Annotated in this window: 13 protein-coding genes; all 13 read right to left on the reverse strand. The window is 37.0% G+C overall.

Going from position 1 to position 14,235, the window contains the following annotated elements:
* Positions 1 to 12: 12 nt before the first annotated feature.
* Positions 13 to 1,308 (reverse strand): acetyl-CoA hydrolase/transferase family protein, encoded by a 1,296-nt coding sequence (locus tag AC4CVH_RS05355; protein WP_490786716.1) that lies wholly within the window; start codon positions 1,306 to 1,308, stop codon positions 13 to 15.
* A gap of 7 nt (positions 1,309 to 1,315) precedes the next feature.
* Entirely contained in the window at positions 1,316 to 1,588 is a 273-nt protein-coding gene (locus AC4CVH_RS05360; protein ID WP_490786717.1) for a hypothetical protein, read from the reverse strand.
* 13 nt (positions 1,589 to 1,601) lie between these two features.
* On the reverse strand, positions 1,602 to 1,877 hold the full coding sequence (locus AC4CVH_RS05365; RefSeq protein ID WP_490786718.1) for a NifU family protein: 276 nt from the start codon (positions 1,875 to 1,877) through the stop codon (positions 1,602 to 1,604).
* A gap of 46 nt (positions 1,878 to 1,923) precedes the next feature.
* Complete coding sequence (locus AC4CVH_RS05370) at positions 1,924 to 3,378, reverse strand: 4-hydroxyphenylacetate 3-hydroxylase family protein (RefSeq protein WP_490786719.1); 1,455 nt, start codon at positions 3,376 to 3,378, stop codon at positions 1,924 to 1,926.
* A gap of 316 nt (positions 3,379 to 3,694) precedes the next feature.
* Positions 3,695 to 4,522 carry a sugar phosphate isomerase/epimerase family protein gene (locus AC4CVH_RS05375; RefSeq protein ID WP_490786720.1) on the reverse strand — a complete coding sequence of 276 codons (828 nt, stop codon included), beginning with the start codon at positions 4,520 to 4,522 and terminating at the stop codon, positions 3,695 to 3,697.
* Between the two features lie 73 nt (positions 4,523 to 4,595).
* A complete protein-coding gene (gene iolG, locus AC4CVH_RS05380) occupies positions 4,596 to 5,609 on the reverse strand; it encodes an inositol 2-dehydrogenase (RefSeq protein WP_490786721.1) in 1,014 nt (337 codons plus the stop codon).
* Between the two features lie 15 nt (positions 5,610 to 5,624).
* Positions 5,625 to 6,740: a 4-hydroxybutyrate dehydrogenase gene (locus AC4CVH_RS05385; protein WP_490786722.1), complete on the reverse strand. Its 1,116-nt coding sequence runs from the start codon at positions 6,738 to 6,740 to the stop codon at positions 5,625 to 5,627.
* Between the two features lie 15 nt (positions 6,741 to 6,755).
* Positions 6,756 to 7,760 carry a Gfo/Idh/MocA family oxidoreductase gene (locus tag AC4CVH_RS05390; RefSeq protein WP_490786723.1) on the reverse strand — a complete coding sequence of 335 codons (1,005 nt, stop codon included), beginning with the start codon at positions 7,758 to 7,760 and terminating at the stop codon, positions 6,756 to 6,758.
* A gap of 65 nt (positions 7,761 to 7,825) precedes the next feature.
* Positions 7,826 to 8,845 carry a Gfo/Idh/MocA family oxidoreductase gene (locus AC4CVH_RS05395; RefSeq protein WP_490786724.1) on the reverse strand — a complete coding sequence of 340 codons (1,020 nt, stop codon included), beginning with the start codon at positions 8,843 to 8,845 and terminating at the stop codon, positions 7,826 to 7,828.
* Positions 8,846 to 8,896: 51 nt separating this feature from the next.
* Positions 8,897 to 9,799, reverse strand: a complete 903-nt coding sequence (iolE, locus tag AC4CVH_RS05400; RefSeq protein WP_490786725.1) for a myo-inosose-2 dehydratase — start codon at positions 9,797 to 9,799, stop codon at positions 8,897 to 8,899.
* 27 nt (positions 9,800 to 9,826) lie between these two features.
* Positions 9,827 to 11,764: a 3D-(3,5/4)-trihydroxycyclohexane-1,2-dione acylhydrolase (decyclizing) gene (gene iolD / locus AC4CVH_RS05405; RefSeq protein ID WP_490786726.1), complete on the reverse strand. Its 1,938-nt coding sequence runs from the start codon at positions 11,762 to 11,764 to the stop codon at positions 9,827 to 9,829.
* A 53-nt stretch (positions 11,765 to 11,817) separates the two neighbouring features.
* Positions 11,818 to 13,221 carry a sugar porter family MFS transporter gene (locus AC4CVH_RS05410; protein WP_490786727.1) on the reverse strand — a complete coding sequence of 468 codons (1,404 nt, stop codon included), beginning with the start codon at positions 13,219 to 13,221 and terminating at the stop codon, positions 11,818 to 11,820.
* A 61-nt stretch (positions 13,222 to 13,282) separates the two neighbouring features.
* The gene (locus AC4CVH_RS05415; RefSeq protein ID WP_490786926.1) at positions 13,283 to 14,209 is read right to left on the reverse strand and encodes a transketolase family protein; all 927 of its coding nucleotides are present in this window, start codon (positions 14,207 to 14,209) and stop codon (positions 13,283 to 13,285) included.
* Positions 14,210 to 14,235: the final 26 nt, after the last annotated feature.

A 14,235-nucleotide genomic window follows, 5' to 3' on the forward strand; every position in this document is an offset into this window, starting at 1 on the left:
CCTTTATCAACTTTATTTTTTAAATCTTTTCTCAAATTCAGCTTCAAGTCCATCCCTAAAATCAGGATGTGAAATATTTATAAGTGCTCTCGCCCTCTCTTTCAAAGTTTTCCCCTTAAGACGAGCCGTACCATATTCTGTAACTATATAATCAACTTCATTCCTCGATGTGGTAACTGCCGCTCCAGTATTAAGCAGCGGAACTATCCTTGATGTTTTTCCATGAGAAGCCGTGGAAGGTATGGCTATGATGGCTTTGCCGTCTTTCGCCATGCTGGCCCCCCTTATAAAATCAACTTGTCCTCCAACTCCGCTTATTTGCTTCAACCCCACACTTTCGGAGCATACTTGTCCCATAAGATCCACCTGCACACAGGAGTTTATGGAAATCATTTTGTAATTTTTCATGATTACAAGAGGATTATTTACATAATCTACAGGATAACATTCAACCATTGGATTATTGTCTATAAAATCATAAAGTTTCCTTGTTCCCATCAAGAAAGTTACAACTATTTTGCCGGGATGAAGAGTTTTTCTGCTGTTGTTTATAACTCCCGCCTCCACAAGTTCTACAACACCATCAGATATCATCTCAGAATGAATTCCAAGATCTTTTTTATCTTTAAGGAACATCAAAACTGCATCTGGAATTGCACCTATTCCAAGTTGGAGCGTTGAGCCATCTTCAATCAGTTCTGCACAATTTTTACCTATGGCCTTCTCAACCTCGCCAAGTTTTGCAGGTTTCAATTCTATAAGCGGATGCGAACTTTCAACTATATAATCCATATTTGACACATGTATGAATGAATCTCCAAGTGTCCTAGGCATATTTTCATTGACTTCTGCAATTACAATATCTGCACATTCTGCTGCAGGCTTTGTATAATCGTCCGAAACTCCAAAACTACAATAACCGTGTTCATCAGGTTTACTTACCTGAACAAGTGCAACATCTACATGAAGATATCCTTCTTTAAAAAGCTTTGGAACTTCATAGAAAAAGCAAGGTGTATAATCTCCTCTTCCCGAATATACTGCATCCCTTGTACTTGCCCCTACAAACAGTGAATTGTGCCTGAAGTATTTTTCCATGCCAGGTTTTGCATATTCACCTTTTCCCATGGCAACCATATGAACAATTTCAACGTTTTTATAACTTTCTCTGTTTTCAACGAGAGCATCTATTAAAGTCGAGGGCTCTCCAACAGCATGTGAGACGACAATCCTGCTGTTGGATTTTATCTTTGAAACCGCCTCTCTGGAACTTACAAGTCTGCTTTTATATATATCTTTCCAGTTCATAAAACCACTACCTCCTATCACTATGAACATCAAATACTTCTTTTATTTTCCTAAAATCCGATTCCGAGTCTACAAGTATTTTTTCAAATTTCCACTTTAACCTGCGGCAATCTGCACAACAGCTGCTGCAGCCACAAAGCACTATTATAAAATCATAAAGTTTGCCTTCCCGTGCAGTTTCGAAACTGCATTTGCAGTCCTTCTGAAGTTTATATAAAAATTCTTTCCTGTCATATTTCGGATTACATCCTCCACAATATTTAACCCCTATATTAAACAACTAAATAACCATCCTATACTTTTCCATCAAGTATTTTTTTTGCAAAATTCAATGTGTCCTGATTTAAAGAATCCACAAGCTCCACACTTTTTATTTCAGGTATCTCCCTTACCGCAGATTCAACAATATCATGAAGCGTATACTTTGCAGAAATACAGTTTCCACACTGACCTAAGAATTTCACTCTAAGTACTCCGTCTGAAAATTCTACAATCTCCATATCACCATTGTGCCGCGCAAGATAAGGTCTTATTTTTACATCAAATATCTTTTTAAGTTTCTCATTCATAAAAATCACCTCTTTTTTTGGAAGAGGATAAAAAGCCTCTTCCTTCCTACTCTTCTATTCCGGCAATTTTTTTAGCAAGTTTCTTCTTCAGTCCCAAATTTCCCTGTCTTGATATCATTATTCTCTGAGCCTGAGGTGAACCTGCCCCATGCATTGATTCAGTTCTGTAACCAACAGCCGCAGTTCCAAGACTCAAGTTTTCTATAAGTCTCAGTATTTTCATCCTATTTTCAACAGGAACAGAAGCCGCTCCTACAAGATATTTTTTAACATATTGTCCAACTTCATCACTCTTGTAATCTTTTTCAGACGGCATAGTAACCATAAGTCCGCCGGCTATATCCTCAGCCAATCTTACTATTTCATATGGAAATCTTGTAACATTTTGTTTACACACATTTGCAAGAAGGAGATCTATCTGGTAATTTCCTGCCTTTGTCGGATATCCCTCAGACGAGCAAGCAATTCCACAGGCATACAGTGTTTCGTTCAAGTGCACCATTTCTATAATTTTATCCTTTATATGGGATACCTTTGGGACTCCGTTATATTCTGCAGCAAGAGCAGTTGCTCCAATCAAAACATCTCCAACACCTACTTTGCATCCACCATAACTTTGTCTGTGATATCCTGCAAATCTTTCAACAAGCATGCCTGCGTATTCAGTTTCACCGTTTAAGAATATTCTGTCGTTAGGTACAAACACATCATCAAAAACAGTAAGAGCTTCTACTCCACCAAAATTCTTATTTCCAACATCAATGTCAGCATCTTTCTCAAGCTTTCTCGTATCGCATGACTGTCTTCCAATTATCATTGTTATTCCTTTTGTATCAGTAGGAATTGAGAATGATATTGCATAATCTTTATCTTCAGGTCTCATTGCAATAGTCGGCATTACAAGAACTTCATGAGAGTTGCATATACCTGTTTGATGTGCTTTTGCACCTCTTACTACAACACCATCCGGCCTTCTTTCAACAACCCTTAGATACAAATCCGGATCTACCTGTTTGCTTGGTGAAAGTCCTCTGTCACCTTTAGGGTCTGTCATTGCTCCGTCAACGGTAAGATCATTTTCCTGTACATATTCCAAGAATTTTTTGAAATTATCAAAATAATTTGTATTATACTGTTTATCTATTTCATAAGTGGTACTGTACACAGCGTTAAAAGCATCCATCCCAACACATCTCTGAAAACAAGCTGCAGTTTTTTGCCCACACAATCTCTGCATTTTAACTTTTTTTACAAGGTCATCTGCACTTTGGTGAATATTTGCAAATCTGTTTATCTTTTTACCTGTAATATTTGACTTTGTTGTCATAAGATCTTCATACTCCGCCATTTGAGCTAAATCATAGGTCATCTTTACAGAATTAAGTGATGGTCTAAGTACTGGGTTGTCTACCGGGTTACCTATCTTTTCCCCAAGATAATAAACATTCAATTTCAACTTTCTCAAGCTCTCTACATATTGTTCTCCAGTCATAAGAGACATTATAAATCATTCCTTTCACATAAATATTTTTTACACAGATTTATATAAGCAATTCTAATGCCATATAATTTAAGTCTAAAAAAATACCGCAATCACATAGACGCGGCATTTCTCACAAATTCAAGTTGATGCATAAATGCAATATAAAACGTTTACTTGAACAATTTACGGAAAGATTTATACCAACATAACAGCCAAAACTAAAATGTGCACAAATGCAACAGTTTTTTATTTTTGCAACCTTTTATTAAAGATAGTGAACCATCCTATGATATTGACATACTAAAACTATACCTCTAGTAATTTTTTAAAAATCTTATAAATATTTTCTTGTCTTCTCAGCACCTATGCGTATTGCATCTTCAGGTTCCATTTTCCAGTATTCGGGTCTAAAAAGCTCAAGTGATGCAATCTCACTATATCCTTTCCCCTTGAGTAAAATCGAGATTTCTTCTATAGGTATACATCCTTCACCGGGGAATAACCTGTGACATTGTTCAAGAATTCCAAGAGGAATATCTTCACAGTCATTTATATGAAATATAAAAATCTTGTCTAGCGGAATTTTCCTCAAATATTCTACATCCGCAAATTTGTCATTCATATACACATTCGTGCAGTCAACTACAAGCCCAAGACTTTCTCTATCTACATCACTTACAATTTCATAGGCCTGTCTAAGACTTGTGCAAACCCATCTTCTGCTTCCAATCGGCTCAAAAGCAAGTTTTATCCCATAGTCTTCTGCAATATCACAAAGCTCGTTCAAAACATTTACGGAATCAATAAATACTTCCTGTTCGTTTCTTGATGATATTCTCTTTTCCTCCGTTGGAACCACTACAATATATTGACTCCCTATTTCGGATGCAGCATTGCATCCGAAAGTAAATAATTCAACAAGTTCCTGCCACTCTTCACCTGTTCTGAAATTTATATTTTCAATAGAATTCAATGCAAAAGGCTTTAACTTGATTTTTGCAAAGAGCTTTTTTAAATCGTATAAAGTATTGTTTTTTAAGTATTCTTTTAACATGTCCAATCTCAATTCAATATAATCATATCCATATTTTTCGCACAATCTTATATCTTTAATTACATTTGATTTTTTCATACATGTTGCTTCATTAAATCCAAGTTTCATTTTAACCCTCCCCAAACAAAATGACCTTTATTTTTTTCAATAAAGGTCATTTATCTATACAAAGCCACATTTTTTAGGAAATTTCATTTATTTTTACAGGTCTATTTTCATCTAGTGATTTTTTTGCAGCAAGTCCCATTACAACTGCTTTTAATCCATCATATGCATTTACAGGGGTTCTTGTATCATTTGCAATTGAATCAACAAATTCACTTATTTCCTGTGCGTATGCCTGCATATATCTTTCAAGGAAGAAAAACATCGGCTTTTCTCCCGTAACACCATCTTTTGTATATATTACAGCAGAAGATTCAGCATCATTTGATATAGCAACCTGACCTTTTGAACCAAAGGCTTCGGCTCTCTGATCATAACCGTAAACCGACTTTCTCGAATTATCTATAACAGCAAGTGCACCATTTTGAAGTTTTATTGTTACAATCGCAGTGTCCACATCTCCTGCTTCGCCTATTGCATTATCTACAAGCACATTTCCAGACGCATAAATCTCAACAGCCTCACTGTCTGTTATATATCTTACCATGTCAAAATCATGTATTGTCATATCAAGGAATATTCCTCCAGACACCTTGACATAATCAATTGATGGAGGTTCAGGATCTCTGGATGTTATCTTAAGTACATGTACCTGTCCTATTTTTCCATTTGCCACTGCATCTTTCAATGCCTTGAAATTGTGATCATATCTTCTATTAAAACCTACCTGGTATTTTACTTCCGGGTTTTTTTCAAGTTCAGAAATAACCTCTTTTATTTTTGAAATACTATGATCTATAGGCTTCTCACAGAAAACATGCTTATGTGCCCTTATTGCATCTATGGATATTTTTGCATGAGTATCAGTCGATGAACATATAAGTACTGCATCTATATCAGGATCTTGAAGTATTTTATTGTAATCCTTATATACCTTCTTTATTCCCTTACTTTTAGCCCATTTTTTCTGCTCGTCATTCAGAAAAATATCAGATACAGCCTTTATATCGGCATTTTTCACATATTTCGATATACTTTCCCCATGAACTCTTCCTATTCTACCAATACCTATAATACCTATATTTAACATTTAAACATCACTCCTCTAATATAACTTTCTATAAATATTAATTATATCTTCTGTTGAAAAAGGCACATAATTATTTGCGAGTAATCTCTGCTGTCCTTTTATAACATCCCCTGCAAACCCTTCTATTTCCTCCTGTTTCATTCCATACTCCTGAAGAGGTTTTCTTTCCATTACATCGTCAAGAACCCTTTCAAGTTCATCATAGACATCCTTTTCACTGCAACTTAGTATTTCTGCAACAATGCCGTTAAATTCTCTTATTTTTCCTGCAGGCATTCTTCTATCATAGGTCTTCAAAACTTCTGTAAAAAATAGATAATTCGCTTCCCCATGTGGAACATGGTAATTTCCACCTATTGGATATGATAATGCGTGAACTGCGCCACATCCTGCATTTCCAAAAGCTATACCGGCATAATTGCTGCCAAGCACAAAGTCTTCTATTATGTCTTTCCTGTAATCTTTGCCTTTTTTCAGCATCTGAATGTATCCCTTTAATATGAGATTAATTGCCTTTACACTGAATATCTCAGTATATTGTGAGGCTTTTGGAGACAGATATGATTCAGATGCATGTATAAGAGCATCAATAGAACTTGTTGCAAAAAACTTATATGGAAGTTCCCGTACAATCTCTGGTATGAGAACAGCATAGTCTGCATAAAGCTCATCACCTGCAATACCTTTCTTAATATGTTCAGACTTCAGTTCCGCAACAGATACATTTGTAACTTCAGAGCCTGTACCGCAGGTTGTTGGAATTATTACAAGTTTCTTCTCTTTTACAAGCGGAACTGTGCCTTGAAACAAATCAATGGATTTTCTTGGGCGCTTTAATCTCAAAAGTTTGGCTATATCTATAACCGTACCTCCTCCAACAGCAACTACCCTATCATACTTGCTACAACCTAAATCCTTCATTATATTGTCTATCATTTCATCCGACGGTTCGCCAAGGCCATATTCCTCCTGAAAAACAGCCTGTATAGTATTTTTATAATCTTTCAAAAATCTATCATATAAAAATCTATTAGTTATTACCAAATCCCCTTTTCCAAGCTTGAAAATTTCCGCAAATTCTTTTACTGTGTCAAACTTATATATTTGAGGAACAACTTGTAGAAGCTTCATAAAACTTTCACCTCACTACTTGTAAAATTCAGGCTGCTCATCAAAATTCACATGCTGAGCTTCCAGTGTATTTCTTGACTTTATAAGTGCATCGGCAGTTACACAAGCGATATATCCGTCCCATGAACTAGGTCCTTCAATCCTGCCCCTTTTCACTGAATTGACCCATTCCTGAAATTCTATATCATACGCTTCTATAAAGCGCTGTGACCAATCCTCATATATTTTATAAGATCTCTGACATTCATACCTCAAAATTACCGCATTCGGATCAGGTAAGCGAACTGTACCTTTTTCTCCTACAACCTCGCACTGAATATCATAACCGTAACCTGAAGACATGTTCACTTCAACATCTATCATGACACCACTTTTTGTCCTGAGCACCATAATTTGAGGATCTTTAAGTCCATCCTTTGAGTTTTTATTCTGCTTCGGTAGAATTATCTTTACACTTTCATAATCTTCTCCCAATAACCATCTTGATATATCTATTTCATGGATGCCAGAATTTGTAACCGTCATATCCGTATTATGACTTGGAATATGTGTAAGATTTCTATGACACGCATGTATCATAAGAGGTGCTCCAATTTTTCCACTCTCTATAGTTTTTTTAATATCCCTATATCCTCTGTCAAAACGTCTCATAAATCCAACTTGGACAAGACGCTTCCCATAATCCATTTCGGCTTTTACAATATCACTACACTCTTTAGCTGTAACTGCAAGAGGTTTTTCACAAAATACATATTTACCGCTTTTTATACACTCAAGCACATACACAGAATGTGTAGGGTCCCAGGATGTTACCAAAACTGCATCAACATCTCCGCTGTGTATTACATCTTCACCTGTTCTGTAAAATTTTGCACCATATTCTTTTGCAACTTTTTTTCCTGTATTCTCATTTATATCGGAAACTGCAGAAACCCTGGCACCTGTAATTACTTCTGTAAGACGTTTTATGTGGTCTCTCCCAATTCCACCTGTACCTATAACTCCAATTTTCAAGTCCATGATAAACCTCCTAACCAAATATCTGTATTTTATGAATTGCAGCTTTAAAGCTGCAATTCATTACATTATTTCTCATATGAAAGCATGGCACCTTTTTCAAAAGACTCTTTGCATCTGTTTGCAATTTTGGATACTGCAGTTCCGTCATACACAGTCACATCAGGTCTGCGATTTTCCTGAATACAACTTATAAACTCAGACATTTCCGCCATATAAGCCTCATGCCATCTTGCAAGAAAATCAGGATAGCACTCACGGCATACTCCATGTTCGCTTAGAACTTCAAGAAGACTGTCAGTACCAACTGAACCTATTCTAAGCGTCCCACGTGTTCCTATAATTTCGGTTTCAACATTACATCCATGGGCTGCAGCTCTTCCTGCAAACAAAAATGCCATTGTTTCATCTTCAAACTGTATAAGGCAGCTTACATTGTCACCATCATTCCAGTCACGATACTGTTTGAATTCAAAGCAACCTCCAATCCCCCACATATTCTTCGGCTCACTTCCTGTAAACCATCGGCACAAATCTATATCATGAACACACATATCAAGGAACTGACCTCCGCTGTGAGGTGCAAATTTCAAAGTGCCTTCTATTGTAGTTATAGGATCCTGAGTATACGAACGTACAAGCACAACCCTTCCTATATCTCCATTTTCTATCTTTTCTTTAGCCTTTCTATAAGACTTGTCATATCTTCGCATAAACCCAAGCATAAATATTTTATCATCATGTGCCTCAACTACTTTTTCAATTTTTTTGCAATGCTCTATATTTGTATCAAGAGGTTTTTCACAAAATACATGCTTTCCGGCATCAAGTGCAATGGCTATTTGATCAGTATGAAGAGCGGAAGGAGTTACTATTGCGACAGCATCAAGGTCAGGGTTCTTACACATCTCTTCAAAATCAACATACGTATCTTCTACACCCAGCTCAATGCCAACCTCTCTAACTCTTTTTTCATCTACATCACAAATTGCTTTAAGTTCGGCTCCAGGTATACGGCTGGCAAGATTACAAGCATGCTCATAACCCAATCTTCCAAGTCCTGCAGAACCAATTTTAATTTTCTTCATTTAACATACCCCCAAACTATTTTATTTTAATATTTAAAATATTCAATTTGTCTAAATTCCAGTTTGCTCCTTTATATATTTTCTTGCCATTTTGGCATAATCAAGTGGATTGTAAATATACGGGTTTTGCTCCGCTTCTACTACAAGCCAGCCTTTATAGTCCCTATCCTCGAGTATTTTAAAAATTGAAGGATAATCTATACACCCTTCCTGATCCCCAGGCACTGTAAAAATACCCTCAAGAACAGAACGCAGAAAACTGAGTTTCTTTTCCCTGCACCTTTTCATAATGTCAGGGCGTACATTTTTCAAATGAATATGCTTTATTCTGTGAAAATGTTTTTTCAATATTTCCACTGGATCTTCTCCTGAAAAATAAAGATGCCCGGTATCATACAACAAACTTACATACTTTGGATCTGTAAGTTCCATAAGTTTGTCTATCTCAGAAGTAGTTTGAACAACTGTTGTCATATGATGATGATATATAAGAGTCATACCACTTTCATATGCTATTTTCCCAAGTCTATTGAGCCCTTCCGCAAGTTTGTTCCATTCACTTTCTGACGTAATAACATATTTGTTACAAACAGGTATATTGCTGCAATGCTGAATACTATGACTCTGGTCTGAAACTACAACATGCTTTGCTCCAATGGCCTTAAGAAAATTCATATGATCTATAAAGCCCTTTTCACTCTCTTCGTAAGGTTTTTCAATAAGATAAGAACTATACCATGCAGTTATTCCTGAAATACCTCTTCTTTTAAATTCCCTGCTAAGTATATCCGGATCTCTTGGAAACTGACATCCTATTTCAGTTCCTTCATACCCGCTAAGTGCTATTTCGCTTATTGTCTGCAGGAAAGTATTTTCAGATCCCAACTTAGGCATATCATCTTCTGTCCACGCTATAGGTGCAATTCCAAGTTTAATATTTTCCCTTTTCAACATAATGCAGTCCTCCTATATAATTAGTTATCAATACATTCTTGCATTTCTCAGCTTCTCACACATTTCACTGTAAGATTCCCGTGTCTTTTTTGACCCCCCTACAGCCGCAATTCCAATATGCCACCATGACTTATAACCTTCCGCCATTGTCTTTGGGAGTACTTTTGCATCGATAATACAGGATTTTGTCTGTTTTTTTGCATCCTGAAGAGCACTTACAAGTTGTTCCGGCGTCTTTGCTACATAACTCTTCATTCCATAACCTTCTCCTATTTTAGCGAAATCTGTATACACATATTTTCCATCTGTCTTTCCAGTTTCTTTACTGCGGTATCGGAATTCAGTACACAGGCTGTCTATGCCATTCCCCATCTGAAGGTTGTTTATACACCCAAATGCTGCATTGTCAAATACTATAACAGTAATTTTGGCATTTTCCTGAATTGACGTTGAGATTTCAGAATTAAGCATCATAAACGATCCATCACCTAAAAGTGCATATACTTCTCTGGAAGGTTCCGCAAGTTTTGACCCAAGTGCTCCGGCGATTTCATATCCCATACATGATGCGCCATACTCCATATTGTAACTATCTTTAACTTCAGTTACCCACAATCGTTCCATATCTGCAGGAAGTGATCCTGCAGCCGCAACCACAATGGCATCATCGTCTATAACATTACGTACAATGCTTACACCATTTGATTCGGTTATAGTACCTCCTATGTCCCTCATGTAGTCATTTATAATTTGAGGTGTCCAGCTTGGGACACATGGTACAAACTTTTCTCCCGTATACGCTGCACTGTAAACCAGCTCTCTCTCACTTTCCCATTCCTCTTTCACCATGGATATTTCATCCTTGCCGTAAGATGTTTTATAACCTATTTTATCAAGTTCTCTTTCTATGACTTCAAAATTTGCTTTGGCATCTCCTACGACTCTCTCTGCATCCATTTTTGATGCATCAAATTCAGATGTATTTACAGTTATAAATTTTACATCAGGATTTCTGAATATCTCTTTGGAACAAGTTACAAAATCATTGAACCTTGTCCCCACCCCTACAACAAGATCAGCTTGTTCAGCTATCGTATTTGCCGCAAGTGTTCCACTTATTCCAACACCTCCAAGATTCATTGGATCTGAAGATGGAGTTGCACTTTTTCCCGCCTGCGTTTCTGTATAAGGTATTTTAAATTTAGTGCATATACTTTCCAACATCTTTCCTGCCTCTGAATACCTTACACCGCCACCGCCTATAAACAATGGACGTTTACTATTTGAAATAAGCCCGACTGCTTTTTTTATCTCAGTTGCATCTGCAATTCTTCTTGGAATATGATGAATTCTTTTTTTAAAAAAATATTCAGGGAATTCAAAGCTTTCACCCTGTACGTCCTGTGGAAGTGCTATACACACTGCCCCTGTATTTGCAGGATCTGTAAGCACTCTCATTGCATTTACAAGTGCAGTCATAAGCTGCTCAGGTCTTGAAATTCTATCCCAGTATCGAACTACAGGCTTGTAGCAGTCATTTGTGGTAATATTCAAATTGTATGGTTGTTCTATCTGTTGAAGCACAGGATCTGGCTGCCTTGTAGCAAACGAATCTGAAGGAAATAAAAGAAGCGGTATATTGTTTATGGATGCTGTAAGTGCTGCTGTAATCATATTTGCAGCTCCAGGTCCTATTGATGATGTGCATGCAATTATGCGGCGCCTGTTGTTTTGCTTTGCATAACTTGTAGCTGCATGTGCCATCCCCTGTTCATTACGTCCCTGGTAAACCTTAAGGTGTCCTGGATTTTCTGCAAGTGCCTGACCAAGTCCAACTACCATTCCATGACCGAATATAGTGAAAATTCCATCTACAAATTGATTTGTATCACCATCAAATTCTACATATTGATTATTTAAAAACTTAACTATTGCCTGACCTACCGTCATTTTTATTCTACTCAAAATAATACCTCCCTTTTTTCGTTATTCAAATCTCAAGCAAACTTAAAAATTTGCTAATCAACAGATACTTTATCCTTCTTGTAGTTTCTAAACGTTTCCTCAAGCTGTTCAAGTGATTTTCCAAAAGTCTCTGGTACAAATGCTGTAGAGCATACTATGCATATGATTCCAAGGCCAACAAAAACAAAGAATGTATTTGAAAGTCCAATTGACGCAATTGCAATAGGGAATCCAAGTCCAACTGCAAAGTCGGATATCCAGTTGAAAAATGTTGCAACTCCATAACCCATTCCTCTTACTCTCAGTGGGAATATTTCAGACAAAAGAAGCCATGTAAGAGGACCAAGAGTTGACTGGAATATTGCAAGGTAAATTATTGTAAGCACAACAACTACATACGGAAGCGCTGCCGTCCCTGCAAGAGTTCTTGACACTATTCCCATTACAAAAAGAGTTATAGTACTTCCTACATATCCTCCAATAAGAAGCGGTCTCCTTCTGCACCTGTTTGCAAGATAGTGCATATAAAACCAAGAAGCGATAACCGACATACAACCATTTGCCACATTTGCAATCAGCGCTGTCCTTACATTGAACCCGGAATGTTCAAGTACCGTCGTTCCATAGTACATTATTACATTTATTCCTGCAATTTGCTGTATAAATGATAGTATGACTCCAATAAATACAAGATGCCTTATCCACGGAATTCCAAGATCTTTAAAGGTTGCTTTTTCAAGATGTTTTTCAGATTCAATATTTTTCTGTATCTCACGAAGATCTGCCTCAGCCTCTTCCTCATCACGTGTCTGTCTCAAAATTTCAAGTGCCTGCCCAACTTTTCCATTTGCAGCAAGCCATCTCGGCGTTTCAGGAACTATAAACATTCCAATCCAAAGCACAACTGCAGGTATGCTTGCAAGAGTTATCATATAGCGCCATATGCCAGGATTGTTAGAAATATTTCCAAGAATACTGTTGAAAACATAGGCAAGAAGCTGCCCTGTAACAATCATAAGCTGATCCTGGCATACAACACTTCCCCTTATTTTTGTTGGTGCCATTTCAGCAAGAAGTGTTGGTACTACAACTGATACTCCTCCAACTCCAAGTCCTACTATAAATCTGCATACAATTATTATCTGAGCATTAGGTGACACTGCACATCCTATTGTTGAAAAAAAGAATATAACAGCAAGTATTCTAAGTATTTTTTTCCTTCCATATTTATCTGCAAATCTTCCCCATAATATTGCACCGACAGCTGCTCCAAGAAGCAATGAGCTTGTAACAAGTCCCTCAGTCAAAGGTGTCAGGTTAAGCTGATCCGGTCTGCTCATAAAACTAAGCGAACCATTAATTACCCCGCTGTCATATCCAAACAGAAGTGAACCAAAAGTAGCTAGAATAGATATTTTTTTCAAAAATTTCCTCTTCGTATTAACATCTTGATCCATTTAATTAATTCCCCCAATATTAATAACTAAGAATCAACTTGTGGAATTTTAATCTGGAAAATTACTGTGCCTTTCTTTTTATTGCATTTTTACAGCTTTCTACTATATCTCCAGCAGTAAGATTATATTCTTTTTTGAGATACTCTACTGAACCAACTTGCCCAAACCTGTCTTTTATTCCCACTCTCTCAAGCGGCACCGGGATATTTTCTGAAAGCACCTCTGAAACAGCACTTCCAAGTCCATTTATGATGTTGTGGTTCTCTGCCGTAACTATTGCCCCTGTTTTTTTTGCACATTTTATTATAAGTTCCCTGTCAATAGGTTTTAGTGTGAATATGTTTACAACCTCTGCGCTTATATCCATACTTTTTAAAATGTCAAAAGCATTCAATGCTTCATTTACCATTATTCCACTGGAAATTATGGTAACATCAGTACCGCTTCTCAACTCAACACCTCTGCCTATATCAAAACTAGAGCCTTTCTCATATATCTTTACTGGATTTTTTCTAAGAAGTCTTATATAGAAAAAGCCTTCAAGCTTTTCAGTCTGTCTTATAATATTTTCAAGCATAACTCCATCTACAGGCTCGACAATGGTCGCATTCGGTATTGTTCTGACTATTCCCATATCTTCAAAAGGCATGTGGGTTCCTCCATTGTAAGCCGCTGTTATTCCCGGGTCGCTTCCTACAACCCGTACATTGCTGCCTGAATATCCTATGGACAAAAACAACTGGTCAAAGCATCTTCTTGTGGCAAAAGGTCCGAAGCTGTGGGCAAAAGGTATTTTCCCCGTAGCCGAAAGCCCTGCCGCGACACCAATCATATTGGCTTCCTGAATTCCAACATCAAATGTTCTCTCAGGGAATTTTTCCAAGAACCTCCTCATTCCCATAGATGACATGAGATCTCCATCAAGTACAACAATATCCCTGTTCTTTTCTGCAAGGTCAAGAAGTGTGTTACAGTATACATTCCTCATTTCTTCGTCTTTTGCCCTTTTTTCTA

This window comes from Clostridium pabulibutyricum (assembly GCF_058242705.1).

Coding starts and splice junctions, on each gene's coding strand:
- AC4CVH_RS05390 (WP_490786723.1), bottom strand. CDS start 7,760: ATGGACTTGAAAATTGGAGTTATAGGTACAGGTGGAATTGGGAGAGAC.
- AC4CVH_RS05410 (WP_490786727.1), bottom strand. CDS start 13,221: ATGGATCAAGATGTTAATACGAAGAGGAAATTTTTGAAAAAAATATCT.
- AC4CVH_RS05415 (WP_490786926.1), bottom strand. CDS start 14,209: ATGAGGAATGTATACTGTAACACACTTCTTGACCTTGCAGAAAAGAAC.
- AC4CVH_RS05355 (WP_490786716.1), bottom strand. CDS start 1,308: ATGAACTGGAAAGATATATATAAAAGCAGACTTGTAAGTTCCAGAGAG.
- AC4CVH_RS05365 (WP_490786718.1), bottom strand. CDS start 1,877: ATGAATGAGAAACTTAAAAAGATATTTGATGTAAAAATAAGACCTTAT.
- AC4CVH_RS05370 (WP_490786719.1), bottom strand. CDS start 3,378: ATGTCTCTTATGACTGGAGAACAATATGTAGAGAGCTTGAGAAAGTTG.
- iolG (WP_490786721.1), bottom strand. CDS start 5,609: ATGTTAAATATAGGTATTATAGGTATTGGTAGAATAGGAAGAGTTCAT.
- AC4CVH_RS05385 (WP_490786722.1), bottom strand. CDS start 6,740: ATGAAGCTTCTACAAGTTGTTCCTCAAATATATAAGTTTGACACAGTA.
- AC4CVH_RS05395 (WP_490786724.1), bottom strand. CDS start 8,845: ATGAAGAAAATTAAAATTGGTTCTGCAGGACTTGGAAGATTGGGTTAT.
- iolE (WP_490786725.1), bottom strand. CDS start 9,799: ATGTTGAAAAGGGAAAATATTAAACTTGGAATTGCACCTATAGCGTGG.
- AC4CVH_RS05375 (WP_490786720.1), bottom strand. CDS start 4,522: ATGAAACTTGGATTTAATGAAGCAACATGTATGAAAAAATCAAATGTA.